At 62.7% G+C, this 14,781-nt stretch carries 14 protein-coding genes; 2 read left to right on the top strand and 12 right to left on the bottom strand.

Annotation, left to right across the window (positions count from 1 at the left end; translation table 11 throughout):
• Positions 1 to 37: 37 nt before the first annotated feature.
• The 4 genes from J3A71_RS24480 to J3A71_RS24465 are packed head-to-tail and all read right to left on the bottom strand — an operon-like array spanning position 38 to position 3,483.
• The gene (locus J3A71_RS24480; protein WP_016484993.1) at positions 38 to 1,195 is read right to left on the bottom strand and encodes an ABC transporter ATP-binding protein; all 1,158 of its coding nucleotides are present in this window, start codon (positions 1,193 to 1,195) and stop codon (positions 38 to 40) included.
• The gene (locus J3A71_RS24475; protein ID WP_016484994.1) at positions 1,192 to 1,845 is read right to left on the bottom strand and encodes an ABC transporter permease; all 654 of its coding nucleotides are present in this window, start codon (positions 1,843 to 1,845) and stop codon (positions 1,192 to 1,194) included. Before J3A71_RS24475 ends, J3A71_RS24480 begins: the two co-directional genes overlap by 4 nt.
• Entirely contained in the window at positions 1,842 to 2,756 is a 915-nt protein-coding gene (locus J3A71_RS24470; protein ID WP_209953408.1) for a glycine betaine ABC transporter substrate-binding protein, read from the bottom strand. Before J3A71_RS24470 ends, J3A71_RS24475 begins: the two co-directional genes overlap by 4 nt.
• A gap of 7 nt (positions 2,757 to 2,763) precedes the next feature.
• Entirely contained in the window at positions 2,764 to 3,483 is a 720-nt protein-coding gene (locus J3A71_RS24465) for an ABC transporter permease (protein WP_016484996.1), read from the bottom strand.
• A gap of 557 nt (positions 3,484 to 4,040) precedes the next feature.
• Between J3A71_RS24465 and J3A71_RS24460 the strand changes: the two genes are divergently transcribed.
• Positions 4,041 to 5,624 (top strand): peptide chain release factor 3, encoded by a 1,584-nt coding sequence (locus J3A71_RS24460; RefSeq protein WP_016484997.1) that lies wholly within the window; start codon positions 4,041 to 4,043, stop codon positions 5,622 to 5,624.
• A 116-nt stretch (positions 5,625 to 5,740) separates the two neighbouring features.
• Here the strand turns inward: J3A71_RS24460 and J3A71_RS24455 are convergent, their stop codons facing one another.
• The 4 genes from J3A71_RS24455 to J3A71_RS24440 form a co-directional block, all read right to left on the bottom strand.
• The gene (locus J3A71_RS24455) at positions 5,741 to 6,820 is read right to left on the bottom strand and encodes a polyamine ABC transporter substrate-binding protein (protein WP_031311967.1); all 1,080 of its coding nucleotides are present in this window, start codon (positions 6,818 to 6,820) and stop codon (positions 5,741 to 5,743) included.
• Positions 6,821 to 6,872: 52 nt separating this feature from the next.
• Positions 6,873 to 7,214: a cupin domain-containing protein gene (locus tag J3A71_RS24450; RefSeq protein WP_016484999.1), complete on the bottom strand. Its 342-nt coding sequence runs from the start codon at positions 7,212 to 7,214 to the stop codon at positions 6,873 to 6,875.
• 33 nt (positions 7,215 to 7,247) lie between these two features.
• The gene (locus J3A71_RS24445; RefSeq protein WP_209953406.1) at positions 7,248 to 8,654 is read right to left on the bottom strand and encodes an FAD-binding oxidoreductase; all 1,407 of its coding nucleotides are present in this window, start codon (positions 8,652 to 8,654) and stop codon (positions 7,248 to 7,250) included.
• 64 nt (positions 8,655 to 8,718) lie between these two features.
• Positions 8,719 to 9,519, bottom strand: a complete 801-nt coding sequence (locus J3A71_RS24440) for a nuclear transport factor 2 family protein (RefSeq protein ID WP_024717618.1) — start codon at positions 9,517 to 9,519, stop codon at positions 8,719 to 8,721.
• Between the two features lie 211 nt (positions 9,520 to 9,730).
• On the opposite strand from J3A71_RS24440, the gene J3A71_RS24435 reads away from it, so the two are divergent.
• Positions 9,731 to 10,630, top strand: a complete 900-nt coding sequence (locus J3A71_RS24435) for a hypothetical protein (RefSeq protein WP_016485002.1) — start codon at positions 9,731 to 9,733, stop codon at positions 10,628 to 10,630.
• A gap of 223 nt (positions 10,631 to 10,853) precedes the next feature.
• Here the strand turns inward: J3A71_RS24435 and J3A71_RS24430 are convergent, their stop codons facing one another.
• From J3A71_RS24430 to J3A71_RS24415, 4 genes are read right to left on the bottom strand one after another with little or no spacing between them, the layout of a single operon-like run.
• Entirely contained in the window at positions 10,854 to 11,822 is a 969-nt protein-coding gene (locus tag J3A71_RS24430; protein WP_016485003.1) for a peptide ABC transporter ATP-binding protein, read from the bottom strand.
• The gene (locus J3A71_RS24425) at positions 11,822 to 12,790 is read right to left on the bottom strand and encodes an ABC transporter ATP-binding protein (protein ID WP_102667673.1); all 969 of its coding nucleotides are present in this window, start codon (positions 12,788 to 12,790) and stop codon (positions 11,822 to 11,824) included. Before J3A71_RS24425 ends, J3A71_RS24430 begins: the two co-directional genes overlap by 1 nt.
• Before the next feature lie 10 nt (positions 12,791 to 12,800).
• Positions 12,801 to 13,727, bottom strand: coding sequence for an ABC transporter permease subunit (locus J3A71_RS24420; RefSeq protein ID WP_102667672.1), 927 nt, complete (start codon positions 13,725 to 13,727; stop codon positions 12,801 to 12,803).
• 10 nt (positions 13,728 to 13,737) lie between these two features.
• On the bottom strand, positions 13,738 to 14,748 hold the full coding sequence (locus J3A71_RS24415; RefSeq protein WP_016485006.1) for an ABC transporter permease subunit: 1,011 nt from the start codon (positions 14,746 to 14,748) through the stop codon (positions 13,738 to 13,740).
• Between the last annotated feature and the right edge of the window lie 33 nt (positions 14,749 to 14,781).

Raw genomic sequence — 14,781 nt, 5'->3', positions numbered from 1 at the left:
CTGGAGATTGCTGGGGCGCGAAGCGCCCCCCGGCTTTCTACGAAACCACCGCTTCGGCTGGCGAGACGATGCTGGTCTTGGCCCCGCGCGATCTGCCCGAACTCAGGTACGCCGCAATCGACTCCTGCGTCACCTCGCCCAAAAACACCTGCTCGGCATCCAGCACCGGCAACCACGCCCGGTTGAACTCGTACATGCGCGACAGCAGGATGCGCAAATGTTCATCGTGCGACGCCGTGGCATTGAACGAACGCAGGAAGTCGCCACACGTCCCTTGCTGGCGGTGCATGTCACGTCGGCGCACATAGCCCAGTGCCTTGTTCTGTGCATCGGTCACCACGACATAGCGGCGGTCGTGCTCATCCAGCAGCTCGAGCGCATCGCTCACGGGGGTTTCCGGGCTCACCGACGGCGCGTTGTCCGCTGCATCCTCGGCGCGTACCAGCAGCAGGCGTTTGAGGGTGCTGTCCTGGCCAACGAAGTTGCTCACGAAGTCGTCCGCCGGGTGCGCCAGCAGGGTGTCGGGGTGGTCCAGCTGCAACAGTTTGCCGGCGCGGAAGATGGCAATCTTGTCGCCCAGCTTGATGGCCTCGTCAATGTCGTGGCTGACCATGATCACGGTCTTGTTCAGCGCCCGCTGCATCTCGAAGAACTCGTTCTGGATCATTTCGCGGTTGATCGGGTCGACCGCGCCGAACGGCTCGTCCATCAGCAATACCGGTGCTTCGGCCGCCAAGGCACGGATCACGCCGATCCGCTGCTGCTGGCCGCCGGACAGCTCGCGCGGGTAGCGCTGCAGGTACTGCTTGGGTTCGAGCTTGATCATGTGCATCAGCTCACGCGCCCGCTCGTGGCACTTTTGCTTGTCCCAGCCGAGCAGGCGCGGGACCACGGTGATGTTCTCCTCGATGGTCATGTTGGGGAACAGGCCAATCTGCTGGATCACGTAACCAATGCGGCGGCGCAGGGTGACCTCGTCCAGCCCGGTAGTGTCTTCGCCGTTGATGAACACCTGGCCGGAGGTAGGGGTGATCAGGCGGTTGATCATTTTCAGCGTGGTGCTCTTGCCGCAGCCCGAGGGGCCGAGGAACACGCAGATTTCGCCTTCATTGACGGTGAGGTTCACCGAGTCGACGGCTTTGACGTCCTTGCCGTTGACGTTGAAGGTTTTGCTGAGGTTCTTCAGTTCGATCATGAGCGCAGTCCTTCTGGAGTCAGGGCACGTTGCAGGGTTTGCAGCAGCAGGTCGGCGATGATCGCCAGCAGGCTGACCAGTACGGCGCCGACCAGCAGCATCGACATGTCGCTGCGGCTGATGGAGGTAAGAATGAGTACGCCCAGGCCGCCGGCGCCGATGGTGGCGGCAATGGTCATGACGCCGATGTTCATGACTACGGCAGTGCGTACACCGGCGAGGATTACCGGTACCGCGATAGGCAGCTCGACCATGCGCAGGCGTTGGCCGAAGGTCATGCCAATGCCGCGTGCGGCTTCCCGGATACCGGGCTCGACATTGGTCAGGGCCAGGTAGGTATTTCGCATGATCGGCAGCAGCGAGTACAGGAACACTGCAGTGATCGCGGGTAGTGGACCCAGGCCTTGGCCGAACTTGGAGTAGAACGGCAGCAGCAGGCCGAACAGGGCAATCGACGGGATGGTAAGCAGCACCGTGGCGCTGGCTTGCAGCGGCCCGGCAACAGCCGGGAAGCGGGTCATCAAGATGCCCAACGGTACGCCGACGAGGATGGCCAGGCTCACTGCAACGCCCACCAGCATGATGTGCTGCCAGGTCAGTTGCAGCACCTGGGCCCAGTCCAAGTGGCTGAAGGTATCGATCAGGTTCATGGCTGGCCCTCGCTGTTCAGTGGGTGCTCGCGCAGGAAGGTGGCGGCCACGGTGCTCGGGTTCTGGTGCTGGACGTCAACCTTGGCGTTGAGCTGGCGCATGGTTTCGTCGTCCAGTTGCTCGGCCAGTGGCTTGAGCAGGGCGGCCAGTTGCGGGTTGGCGTCGAGCACGGCTTTGCGCACCACAGGCGCGGCGGTGTAGTCGGGGAAGTAGTGCTTGTCGTCTTCCAGCAGCTTGAGGTTGAACGCACTCAGGCGGCCATCGGTGGTGTACACCAAACCGGCGAACACCTGGTTGTTGCGCATGGCGGTGTACACCAGGCCACCGTCCATCTGGCGGATGTTGCGCCGGTCCAGCGGCAAGCCGTACATCTCGCGCAGGCCAACCAGGCCGTCGGGACGGTTGGCGAACTCGGTGTCCAGCGCCACCAGGTGGTTGCGCGGGCTTTCGTCACGCAGTACCTGGTTGAGGTCGCTGATGGTGTTGACCTGCGGGTAGGCGTCGGCCACTTGCTTGGGCAGGCCCAGTGCGTAGGTGTTGCTGAACTTCGACGGGGTCAGCCAGATCAGGTCCTTCTTTGCATCCAGCTCTTTGACCCTGGCGAAGGTGGCTTCGGCACTGGGCATGCGCTCGTCGATGTGGTTGTAAGACACCAGCGAAACACCGGTGTATTCCCACATCAGATCAAGCTGACCGGTTTCCTGGGCCTGGCGCGCGATGTTACTGCCAAGGCCGGTGGTGACGCGCACGTCAAAGCCATTGGCGCGCAGGTATTGCGCAGTGATTTCGGCGAGCACAGTCTGCTCGGTGAACACCCGCGCGCCGATGCGCACCAGCGGTTTTTCCGCTGCCTGGGCAAATCCTGCGAACAGCAGGGCCGCGCCCAGCAGCAAGGCCATTCTCTTGTTCATAGGTTCCCTATCCTTGTTGGGCCAGGCCACGTTCCAGCCAGCGCTTGCTGGAGAAACTCACCGCCGCGTCCAGTACCAGCGCCAGCAGTGCGGTGCAGGCGGCACCCAGCAGCAGCTGTGGCTGGTTGTTCAGGGCGATGCCGGGGAAGATCAGGCTGCCCAGGCTGTTGGCGCCGATCAGGAATGCCAGTGGCGCGGTGCCCACGTTCAATGCCAGGGCCACACGTACACCCCCGACGATGATCGGCACGGCATTCGGTAGCTCCACCTGCCAGAGTTGCTGGCGCGGGGTCATGCCGATGCCGGTGGCGGCTTCCTTGAGCGAGGCGGGGACGTTTTTCAGGCCCTCGTAGGTGTTGCGCACGATGGGCAGGAGGGAGGCGAGGAACAGCGCGAAGATCGCAGGCCCGGCGCCTATGCCCAGGATACTGAGCGCGATGGCCAGAACGGCCAGGGGAGGGATGGTGTTGCCAACGTTGAAAAACTGCATGAAGCGTTCGGCTTTGTCGACCCGGTGCGGTCGACTGAGGGCAATGCCAGCCGGGATGCCCACGGCCAGCGCCGCCGCCATCGAAGCCAGCACCAGAACCAGGTGCGCTTGCAGGTAGAACCCAAGATCGTCGCGGTAACGCGCGATCGTGTCGATGCCGATCCAGTGGACCAGCAGGGCCAGGATGACGAGCACGGTGGCGCATCCCAACAGCCCTTTACCGTAGCGTTTAGCCACAGGCGGACTCCTTGTGTTGTCGGCGAGCACACTTCTTTTTTGCCGGCCAGTCCTGGCGGCGGTTGGTGTGTTCGCGAGTAGCAGCGTGACGCACGCCGAAGGCTGCGATCAGGCCATGAGCCGAACCCCGTCGGGCCCGAAAATGCTGATGAAACCAGTCCCCAACCGAAGCGGGTTGCAGGGGAATGGACGTCTCCGTGGGCGTAAAGGTTCCCATTTGAGGCGGCATTTGGCCAGCGTTAATCACTGGGTGTCAGGAATTTTGGCGAGAAAAAACAGCAGCTTAATGCGCTGCAGGCGTTGAAATAACTGCGCTTTGGCCATTTGTCGCGATAAAGCGATTGCCAGATGTTTTTTTTGCCATTGGGCTGGCCCTGTCGCCGGCAAGCCCGCTCCCACAGGTCTGCGCAAGGCTTGAAAACAGCGCAGGTCATTGTGGGAGCGGGTTCACCCGCGAGACGCCGGCGCAACTGCCGCTGATTCAGCAGATTTTGGTCCCAGCCCAACTTCAGGTATGATATCGCCCCTTTTTGAATCCCCCAGTCAGGCGATTTCCCATGACCAACCAGGCCGCCGAAGTCGCGAAGCGCCGCACTTTCGCAATCATTTCCCACCCCGACGCCGGTAAGACCACCATCACCGAGAAGCTGCTGCTGATGGGTAAGGCCATTGCCGTCGCCGGTACCGTGAAGTCGCGCAAGTCCGACCGCCACGCCACTTCCGACTGGATGGAAATGGAGAAGCAGCGCGGCATCTCGATTACCACCTCGGTGATGCAGTTCCCGTACCGCGAGCACATGATCAACCTGCTCGACACCCCCGGCCACGAAGACTTCTCGGAAGACACCTACCGCACCCTGACCGCGGTGGACTCGGCGCTGATGGTGCTCGACGGCGGTAAAGGTGTAGAGCCGCGTACCATCGCCCTGATGGACGTCTGCCGCCTGCGTGATACGCCCATTGTCAGCTTTATCAACAAACTCGACCGTGACATCCGCGACCCGATCGAACTGCTCGACGAGATCGAAGCCGTTCTGAAGATCAAGGCTGCGCCGATCACCTGGCCGATTGGTTGCTACCGCGACTTCAAGGGCGTGTACCACCTGCGCGGTGACTACATCATTGTCTACACCCCGGGCCACGGCCATGAGCGTACCGAGGTGAAGATCATCGAGAAGCTCGACTCCGATGAAGCCCGCGCGCACCTGGGTGACGAATATGATCGCTTCCTCGAGCAGCTTGAGCTGGTACAGGGTGCATGCCATGAGTTCGACCAGGACGAATTCATCAACGGCCAATTGACGCCCGTGTTCTTTGGTACGGCGCTGGGCAACTTCGGTGTCGACCATGTGCTCGATGCCGTAGTCGACTGGGCGCCACGCCCGCTGGCCCGGGTCGCCCACGAGCGTACCGTGGAGCCGGTGGAAGAAAAGTTCACAGGTTTCGTGTTCAAGATCCAGGCGAACATGGACCCGAAACACCGTGACCGTATCGCCTTCATGCGCATCTGTTCGGGCAAGTACGAAAAGGGCATGAAGATGCGCCACGTGCGTACCGGCAAGGACCTGCGCATCGGTGATGCGCTGACCTTCTTCTCCTCAGAGCGCGAGCAGCTGGATGAGGCCTTTGCCGGCGACATCATCGGCCTGCACAACCACGGTACCATCCAGATTGGCGACACCTTCACCGAAGGTGAGGCGCTGGGCTTCACGGGGATTCCGCACTTTGCCCCGGAACTGTTCCGCCGCGTGCGCCTGAAGGACCCGCTCAAGTCCAAGCAGCTTCGCCAGGGCCTGCAGCAGCTGGCCGAAGAAGGCGCGACCCAGGTGTTCTTCCCCGAGCGCAGCAACGACATCATCCTCGGTGCGGTGGGTGTGCTGCAGTTCGATGTGGTCGCCAGCCGCCTGAAGGAAGAGTACAAAGTCGAATGCGCCTACGAGCCGATCACCGTGTGGTCGGCGCGCTGGATCAGCTGTGACGACAAGAAGAAGCTCGAGGAATTCCAGACCAAGGCCATGGAAAACCTGGCTATCGACGGTGGCGGGCACCTGACCTACCTGGCGCCAACCCGGGTCAACCTGGCGCTGATGGAAGAGCGCTGGCCGGATGTGAAATTCCGCGCTACTCGCGAACACCACTGATTTCCAGAGCTGGCTGCTGACCCTGTGGGAGCGGGTTCACCCGCGAATGCGATGTTGAATTTACCGACGCATTCGCGGGTGAACCCGCTCCCACAGGGACCGCACTACGGCCGCGCTCAGTTTCCGGCTTTGATACTGGTCCAGATCCGGGTGCGAATGCGGTCGATCTTCGCTGGCATCGCTTCCAGCGCATACAATTTACCCATCATGTCTTCGCTCGGGTAAATCATCGTATTGCCCTTCATTGCCGGCTCCACCAGCCCGTCCGCCTTCAGGTTACCGTTGGCGTACTGCACATGGTTGCTGATGTTGGCCATCACCTCTGGTTGCAGCAGATAGTTCATGTAGGCATACCCGGCTTTTTCGTCCGGCGCATCGGCCGGCATGGCCACCATGTCAAACCACATGGGCGCGCCTTCCTTGGGTATCGAGTAGCCCACCTTCACCCCGTTGTTCGCTTCTTCGGCACGGTTTTTCGCTTGCAGCACATCCCCTGAGAAACCCACCACCACACAGATATCGCCATTGGCCAGGTCGCCGGTGTACTTGGACGAATGGAAGTAGCTGATGTACGGCCGCACCTGCATCAGCAGGGCCTTGGCCTTTTCGTAGTCCGCCGGGTTCTGGCTGTGGTGCGGCAGGCCCAGGTAGTGCAGGGCAATCGGCAGCAGTTCGGGGCCGTTGTCCAGCACGGCGACGCCACAGCTTTTCAGCTTGCTCATGTACTCGGGCTTGAAGATCAGGTCCCACGAATCCACCGGCGCGTTGTCGCCGAGCACCGCCTTGACCTTGTCGATGTTGTAGCCAATGCCGGTACTGCCCCACAGGTACGGGAAGCCGTACTGGTTGCCGGGGTCGTTTACCTCCAGTGCCTTGAGCAGCACCGGGTTGAGGTTTTGCCAGTTGGGCAGCTGCGACTTGTCCAGCTTCTTCAGGGCCTTGCCCTGGATCTGCCGTGCCATGAAGTGGTTGGAGGGGAACACCACATCGTAGCCGGAGTTGCCGGTCATCAGCTTGCCGTCGAGGGTTTCGTTGCTGTCGTACACATCGTAGGTGGGCACGATGCCACTGGCTTGCTGGAAGTTCTTCAGCGTGTCGGGGGCGACGTAGCTGGACCAGTTGTAGATTTTCACCGTTTCGGCGGCGTTGGCCACACTGGCGGCCAGCATCAGAGGAGCGAGAAGGAGCGTGCGCATGTCGGGTTTACCTTGCTTTGTCTGTTGTTATCGAAGGCAGGCGATCAGCGGATCAGAAGATAAGTACGTAGGTCTTGCGCACGGTCTCCTGGATGTCCCAGGTGCCTGTGCTGTTGGCCGGTAGCATCAATGCGTCTCCGGCTTCTATGACCAGGGGTTCGCCACCGTCAGGGGTGAAGGTGCAGCGGCCCTTGATGAAATGGCAGAACTCCTGTTGCACGATCTGCCGCCGCCAGCGCCCGGGGGTGCACTCCCAGATGCCGGTCTCGACGCCATCACTGCGTTCCACGCAGGTGACAGACGTTACAGCCACGGGGTCGCCAAGTGGCACCGCGACCGGGTTGGAGCTGTCGAGCACAGCGCTGTCGGTGTTCTTGAACTGGGTGATGCTCATGACCGGTGGATCCTGTGCAGTTGATAAGGGAAGTCAGTGCATGAAGCCTTCCATGAAGTCCGCAAGCGAGCTGGCCAGGCGCCGCCTCCACGGCGCGCTGGCGGGATTGGCGAGGGTGCGGTCCTCGTGGACGAAGCTTTGGATGATCGCGTTGTAGCCCAGCCAGCGGCAGGGCTCGGGCGGCCAGCTGGCCAGGCTCGAAACCGGGCGGTTGTCCAGTACCCAAGGTTGTGCCGTCAGTTCGTTGTGCTGGTTAAGGATCAGCGCGGCCAGGGTGCGCCCGCCCAGGTTGGTGGCACCGACGCCTTCGCCACCGTAGCCACCGGCCAGGGCAATGCCGCGCTGGCGGTCGCAGAGCATGTGCGGGCGGAAGCGCCGCGCCATGCCCAGGTTGCCGCCCCAGGAGTGAGTGATGCGCACATGCTTGAGCTGGGGGAACAGCTCGCTGAACAGGTAGCGGCGCAGTTCGATTTCGTGCGCTTGGAGGTTGAAGTTTTCGCGCAGGCGGCCACCGAAACGGTAACCACCGCGTGCGCCGAATACCAGGCGGTTATCGGCAGTACGCTGGCCGTAGGTGACCTGCCTGCTGCTCTCGCTGAAGGCTTGGCCCTGGCTCAGGCCGATCTGCTCCCAGGTGGCCTCCGGCAGCGGTTCGGTGGCCACCAGCAAGCTCTGCACAGGCAACTGGTGCTTGCCCAGCGGCGGCAGGCTGGCCGCATAGCCTTCAACAGCGGGCACCATCCACTGGCAGCGAATGCGCGCCAGCGGGGTGCGCACTTCGCCGGGCTGCCAATCGATTGCAGGGGTGTTTTCGTAGATCGGCACACCCAGCGCTTCGACCGCGCGCGCCAGGCCGCGCACCAGCTTGGCCGGCTGGATGGTTGCGGTGTGCGGGCTGTAGATGGCGCCAAACGCATTGCTGACCCGCAGCTGGCTGCCCAACTGCTCGGGGCGTAGCCAGCGGTAGTCATCCTCGGTCATGCCTTGGCGATACAGGTCGTCGAGGTAGGCGCGCAGGCTGCGCTCCTGCTCCGGGTAGCGTGCCGCGCAGTACAGCACACCCCCTTTGCGGTAGTCGCAGTCGATGCCTTCGCGCTGCAGCACTGCGTGTACTTCATCGGGTATGCCGTGCAGCAGGTCGATGCTGGCGCGGCGCTGTTGGGGCGACAGGGTGGCCAGCAGGCGGTCTTCGCCCAACAGGTTGCCCATCAGCCAGCCGCCATTGCGCCCAGAGGCGCCGAAACCGGCAATGTTGGCGTCGATGACCACGATGTTCAGCTGTGGCGCCTGGCGCTTGAGGTAGTAGGCGGTCCACAGGCCTGTGTAGCCGGCGCCGATAATGCACACATCCGCGTGCAGGTCTTCGCGCAGGGCCGGGCGGGCGCACAGTGGCTCGTCGAGCTGGTCCATCCACAGGCTTATCGTGCGCAGGGGTTGCATCGGGTTCGACTCCACATCCGTCAAGGTCTGTGGGTGATCCTAGTGATGTGGGCCGGCCGCTGTCTTACGTGCGTGCACGCAGGGAAAATTGCTTCAGGTAAGCCTTGGGTGTGAACCCGGTGTGTTCACGGAAGCACTTGTAGAACGCCGACAGCGAGTTGAAGCCGGCGCTGAAGGCCAGCTCATCGATCGTCGCTTCGACGCTGTCATCGTCAAGGCTGGCCATCAGGTGCTGCAGGCGGGCCTGGTTGACGTAGCGGTAGAAGCTTTGCCCCAGCACCTGGTTCAGCAGGTAGGAAATCTGGTTGCGGCTGTAGCCACTGGCGTCGGCGACTTGCTGCAGGTTCAGTTCTGCGTCCAGGTAGGGGCGCTTGCGCTGGAAGTAGTGCTCCAGGTCCTGGGCCATGGTCGACAACTGCCGGGGTGACAGGCCCAGGCGACTGGTTGCCGGGCGCGGGCCTGCGCTGGCGTGGCGGGTGCCGTTGTGGCGGACCAGCGTGGCGTATTCGTTGACCTGCCAGATAAGCCCGTCCTTGACGGTGATCGCTTCGCTGGACTTGAACGCTACCAGGCCGTCACCGCCCTGGACCGTGACCTGGTACTGGATGAACGCTGTGCAGCCGTCGACGCGGATGCGGTCGCTGTGGACGATGTCTTCGCCGGCCTCATGGGGCAGGCAGGCGCGGACGTAGTCGCGCAGCTCCTGGTAGCCGAGCACGCGGTTCTGGAAGAAGTCGTGGTACTGGATGTCAGGGTGGTAGAGCGCCATCACGCCGTCTAGATCGCGGTGCTTCCAGCACAGGTGATAGCGCAGCACCGTGTCTGCGGTAATCGGGGTGTGGGCAGGGCCATCAGGGAGCGTCATGGGTGAATGATGCCTCGTCGCCAAGTTTGCGACAAGAATGCAGAACACCTGATGCACAGGGCCCAGTCGCGCAATTTGCACGATTCAAAATTAATCCGTTTTTCCAACTCATTGTTTTTCAATGGGTTAATTTTTTGTCACAACTGGCACAGCCGCTGCAAAGGTTACTGCGCGAATGGACTTGTCGCTAACCACTTAAGGCGAAAACATCATGATCACCCCTGCCGACTATCCCGCTGTCGATTCACAAAGCCGCTCAGGTGTCTCCTGGGCTGCGATCTTCGCTGGCGCCGCTACTGCAGCTGCCTTGTCTCTGATCCTGGTGGTCCTTGGTGCAGGGCTTGGCTTTGCAGCCACTTCACCTTGGGCAGACGAGGGGGCGAGTGCAAAAGCCTTGGGCATTTCCACCATCGTATGGCTGCTGCTGACGCAGATCATCGCTTCGGGCCTGGGTGGCTACATTGCCGGCCGGCTGCGGGTGAAATGGGCCAACCTGCATGGCGATGAAGTGTATTTCCGCGATACCGCGCATGGTTTCCTGTCCTGGGCCGTAGCAACTCTGGTGGCTGCCATGTTGGTGCTGGGTGCTGCGGGCAACCTGGTGGGTGCTGGTGCCAGTGCAGCTTCGCAGGCGGCTACCGTATCGGCCGCTGCCGGTGGTGCCGCGGCGTCCGGTGACAACAACGATTCGATGGGCTATTTCGTCGATAGCCTGTTCCGTGGGGATGGCCCGGCGCCGGTCAGCGAGGATGCAGCCAATGGCGTGGCCGCACGCATCCTGGCCAAAGGCATTGCCAGCGATGGTGCGCTGCCTGCCGAAGACCGTACCTACCTGGCGCAGCTGGTGGCCCAGCGTACGCGCTTGACCCAGGCCGAAGCCGAAGCCCGTGTCGATCAGGTGATGGGCCAGGTGCAACAGCTGAAGCTGAAGGCCAAGCAAGCCGCTGATACCGCCGCCAAGGTCGCTGCCTGGACAGCGCTGTGGACCTTCGTCGCGCTGCTGTGTGGCGCCTTCTTCGCCAGCCTTGCAGCGCTCTACGGTGGTCGCCGCCGTGACCAGGTGCAGTGGCTGGAAGGCGAATACGTAGCCCATCGCACCATTCAACGTTAAGCAAGGAGAACTGACATGCGCTCGATACTGCTCTGGATGCTTGGTGTACCGATCCCGGTCATCATCCTGATTGCCATTTTCATGCATTGACCGAGAGGGCCGCTTTGCGGCCCATTCGCAGCACAAGGCTGCTCCTACAGACGACCGCGATATCCCCTGTTATCGCGGTCCCTTGCAGGAGCAGCCTTGTGCTGCGAATGGGGCGTAGAGCGCCCCCGGTCATCTACAGGAACTGCTCGGCATAGTGGCAAGCCACCTGTCGGCTACTCACCTGCCGCAACGCTGGCACCTCCTTGGCACAGCGTTCCGTCGCATACGGGCAGCGCTTGTGAAACGCACACCCATCTGGCGGGTTCAACGGGTTGGGCAGCTCCCCGACAATGCGGATCTTCGGCTTCAGCGGATCCGGGTGAATGGCAGGTGTTGCCGACAGCAGCGCCTGGGTATAGGGATGCAGCGGCCGCTCGTAAATATCCGTTTTCGGCCCCATCTCTGCCGGCCGCCCCAGGTACATCACCAGTACGTGATCGGCCACATGCCGCACCACCGCCAGGTTGTGCGAGATGAACACGTAGGCGGTGTTGAACTCCTTCTGCAAATCCATGAACAGGTTCAGTACCTGTGCCTGGATCGACACATCCAATGCCGAGGTCGGCTCGTCCGCCACCAGCACTTTTGGCTGCAGCATCATCGCTCGGGCCAAGGCGATGCGCTGGCGCTGACCCCCTGAGAACATGTGCGGGTAGCGCTGGTAGTGCTCGGGTCGCAAGCCCACCTGCTCCATCATTTTTTGCACTTTCTCGCGCCGCTCGGCTTTGCTCAGCGAGGTGTTGATCAGCAGCGGCTCGGCCAGCTGGTCACCAATTTTCTGCCGTGGGTTGAGCGAGGCGTAGGGGCTCTGGAACACCATCTGCACGTCGCGCCGCAGTTGCTTGCGCTCAGCCTTGCTGGCGCCGTTCACCTCGGTGCCGGCAATTTGCAGCGAGCCGGACGACGGCTCTTCGATCAGGGTCAGGGCGCGGGCCAGGGTGGACTTGCCGCAGCCCGACTCGCCGACCACCGCCAGGGTCTTGCCGGCTTCCAGTTCGAACGATACGCCATTCAGCGCACGGACCAGGGCGTGCCCTTTGAACAGGCCGCGGGAGACTTCGTAATGCCGGGTAAGCTCGCGCGCAGATAGAACGACGGCCATCACGCCACCTCCTGGTTCAACGGGTAGAAACAACGCACCAGGCTGTGAGCCTGGGGATCGAGGGGAGGGCGCTGGCGCCGACAGTTTTCCTGCACATAGGGGCAGCGCGGCGACAACAGGCAGCCGACGGGGCGGTCGTAGCGGCCAGGGACGATGCCAGGCAGGGTGGCCAGGCGCTCGGCGCCGATGCTGTGCTCGGGGATCGCCGCCAGCAGGGCTTCGCTGTAGGGGTGGGCGGGCACGTCGAACAGCGTCGGCACCTGGCCCACCTCGACGGCTTCGCCTGCGTACATCACGCATACCCGCTTGGCCGTTTCGGCGACCACGGCGAGGTCGTGGGTGATCAGGATGAGCGCCATGTTGCGCTCCTTCTGCAGGTTGACCAGCAGCTCCATGATCTGCGCCTGGATGGTCACGTCCAGTGCGGTGGTCGGCTCGTCGGCGATCAGCAGCTTGGGCTCGCCGGCAATGGCCATGGCAATCGCCACACGCTGGCTCATGCCGCCAGACAGCTGATGCGGATAGGCATCCAGGCGGCTTTGCGCAGCTGGGATCTCGACCTTTTTCAACAGCTCAAGGGCACGCTGGCGCGCGGCCTTGCCCGTCAGGCCCAGGTGCTGGCGCAGCACTTCTTCGATCTGGTAGCCCACGGTATAGCTGGGGTTGAGGGCGGTCATCGGGTCCTGGAAGACCATGGCGATGTCCTTGCCCACCACCTTGCGCCGCTGGCGGCCGCTGAGCTTGAGCATGTCGATGCCGTCGAAACGGAGGGCGTCGGCGGTGATGCGCCCGGGGGCGTCGATCAGGCCCATCAAGGCCATCATGGTCACGGATTTGCCCGAGCCGGATTCGCCGACGATGGCCAGGATCTCGCCAGCCTCCACCGACAGGTCCAGGCCATCGACGACAGGTACGGCATTGGCGTCGCCGAAGCGCACGTTCAGGTTGTTGATCTGCAACAGTGACATGGCGTTCTCCTCAGGCGGCGTTCTTGAGTTTCGGGTCCAGCGCATCGCGCAGGCCGTCGCCCATCAGGTTGATTGCCAGCACACTGAGCAGAATGGTCAGGCCGGGCAGGCTCACCACCCACCAGGCGCGCTCGATATAGTCACGGGCCGAAGCCAGCATGGTGCCCCACTCCGGGGTGGGTGGTTGCACGCCCAGGCCCAGGAAGCCCAACGCGGCAGCATCGAGGATCGCTGAAGAGAAGCTGAGGGTAGCCTGCACGATCAGTGGCGCCATGCAGTTGGGCAGCACGGTGACGAACATCAGCCGTGGCAGCCCGGCACCCGCCAGGCGTGCGGCGGTGACGTAGTCGCGGTTCAGTTCAACCATTACCGCAGCCCGGGTCAGGCGCACGTAGGAGGGCAGTGAGACGATGGCGATGGCGATTACCGTGTTGATCAGGCCTGGGCCGAGGATGGCGACGATGGCCACGGCCAGCAGCAGGGAGGGCAGGGCCAGCATCACATCCATCAGGCGCATGATCGATGGGCCGAGGATGTGCGGGAAGAAGCCGGCCAGCAGGCCCAGCAGGATGCCCGGGATCAGCGACATCACCACCGACGACAGGCCGATCAGCAGCGACAGCCGCGCCCCCTGTATCAGGCGCGAAAGCAGGTCGCGGCCCAGTTCGTCGGTGCCGAGGATGAACTGCCAGGTGCCGCCTTCCAGCCATACCGGCGGGGTCAGCAGGAAGGCGCGGTACTGCTCGCTCGGGTCATGCGGGGCGACCCACGGCGCGAACAGTGCACAGAACACCACCAGGCACATGAAGGCCAGGCCCATCACTGCGCCTTTGTTGCGCGCAAAGGCTTGCCAGAATTCTTTGTACGGCGAGGGGTAGAGCAGGCTCTGGTCCACCGGGCTGGCCGGCGACACGGATTTTGCAATCGGGCTAGTCATGGCGAAGGCCTCAGCGCTGATGACGGATGCGTGGGTTGGCCAGGCCGTAGAGGATGTCCACGACGAAGTTGACCAGGATTACCAGGCAGGCGATCAACAGGATGCCGTTCTGGACCACGGGGTAGTCACGGGCACCGATGGCTTCGATCAGCCACTTGCCGATGCCCGGCCAGGAAAAGATGGTTTCGGTCAGCACCGCACCGGCCAGCAGCGTGCCGACCTGCAGGCCGAACACGGTCAGCACCGGAATCAAGGCATTGCGCAGGCCGTGCACGAACACCACGCGGGCCGGCGACAGGCCTTTGGCGCGGGCGGTGCGGATGTAGTCTTCGCGCAGTACTTCAAGCATCGACGAACGGGTCATGCGGGCGATGACTGCCAGCGGGATGGTACCCAGCACGATGGCCGGCAGGATCAGGTGCATCACCGCGTCCTTGAAGGCGCCTTCTTCGTCGCTGAGCAGGGTATCGATGAGCATGAAGCCGGTTTTCGGCTCAATGTCGTAGAGCAGGTCGATGCGCCCGGACACTGGGGTCCAGCCCAGGCTCACCGAGAAGAACATGATCAGGATCAGGCCCCACCAGAAGATCGGCATCGAGTAGCCGGCCAGGGAAATGCCCATCACCCCGTGGTCGAACAATGAACCGCGCTTGAGCGCGGCGATCACCCCGGCCAGCAGGCCGACGATACCGGCGAACAGCAGGGCGGCGAAGGCCAGCTCCAGGGTGGCCGGGAACAGGGTGAGAAACTCGGTCCACACGCTTTCGCGGGTGCGCAGCGATTCGCCGAGGTCACCCTGGGCCAGCTTGCCGACATAGTCCAGGTACTGGACCGGCAGTGGCTTGTTCAGGCCCAGGCGCTCCATGGCCTGGGCGTGCATTTCGGGATCGACCCTGCGCTCGCCCATCATGACTTCCACCGGGTCGCCGGGGATCAGGCGTATGAGCGCAAAGGTCAGCAAGGTGATGCCGAAAAAGGTCGGTATCAGCAGGCCAAGGCGCCGGGCAATAAAACTCAACATTGTCGGGGTTACCTCATCAGGCCGCGGGGCGAT

It is taken from the genome of Pseudomonas sp. PvP089, assembly GCF_017875165.1.
Taxonomy (GTDB): Bacteria; Pseudomonadota; Gammaproteobacteria; order Pseudomonadales; family Pseudomonadaceae; genus Aquipseudomonas; species Aquipseudomonas fortuita.
This window is presented reverse-complemented; position numbering and strand designations above follow the sequence as displayed.

Coding starts and splice junctions, on each gene's coding strand:
- J3A71_RS24480 (WP_016484993.1), bottom strand. CDS start 1,195: ATGATCGAACTGAAGAACCTCAGCAAAACCTTCAACGTCAACGGCAAG.
- J3A71_RS24475 (WP_016484994.1), bottom strand. CDS start 1,845: ATGAACCTGATCGATACCTTCAGCCACTTGGACTGGGCCCAGGTGCTG.
- J3A71_RS24470 (WP_209953408.1), bottom strand. CDS start 2,756: ATGAACAAGAGAATGGCCTTGCTGCTGGGCGCGGCCCTGCTGTTCGCA.
- J3A71_RS24460 (WP_016484997.1), top strand. CDS start 4,041: ATGACCAACCAGGCCGCCGAAGTCGCGAAGCGCCGCACTTTCGCAATC.
- J3A71_RS24455 (WP_031311967.1), bottom strand. CDS start 6,820: ATGCGCACGCTCCTTCTCGCTCCTCTGATGCTGGCCGCCAGTGTGGCC.
- J3A71_RS24450 (WP_016484999.1), bottom strand. CDS start 7,214: ATGAGCATCACCCAGTTCAAGAACACCGACAGCGCTGTGCTCGACAGC.
- J3A71_RS24445 (WP_209953406.1), bottom strand. CDS start 8,654: ATGCAACCCCTGCGCACGATAAGCCTGTGGATGGACCAGCTCGACGAG.
- J3A71_RS24440 (WP_024717618.1), bottom strand. CDS start 9,519: ATGACGCTCCCTGATGGCCCTGCCCACACCCCGATTACCGCAGACACG.
- J3A71_RS24435 (WP_016485002.1), top strand. CDS start 9,731: ATGATCACCCCTGCCGACTATCCCGCTGTCGATTCACAAAGCCGCTCA.
- J3A71_RS24430 (WP_016485003.1), bottom strand. CDS start 11,822: ATGGCCGTCGTTCTATCTGCGCGCGAGCTTACCCGGCATTACGAAGTC.
- J3A71_RS24425 (WP_102667673.1), bottom strand. CDS start 12,790: ATGTCACTGTTGCAGATCAACAACCTGAACGTGCGCTTCGGCGACGCC.
- J3A71_RS24420 (WP_102667672.1), bottom strand. CDS start 13,727: ATGACTAGCCCGATTGCAAAATCCGTGTCGCCGGCCAGCCCGGTGGAC.
- J3A71_RS24415 (WP_016485006.1), bottom strand. CDS start 14,748: ATGTTGAGTTTTATTGCCCGGCGCCTTGGCCTGCTGATACCGACCTTT.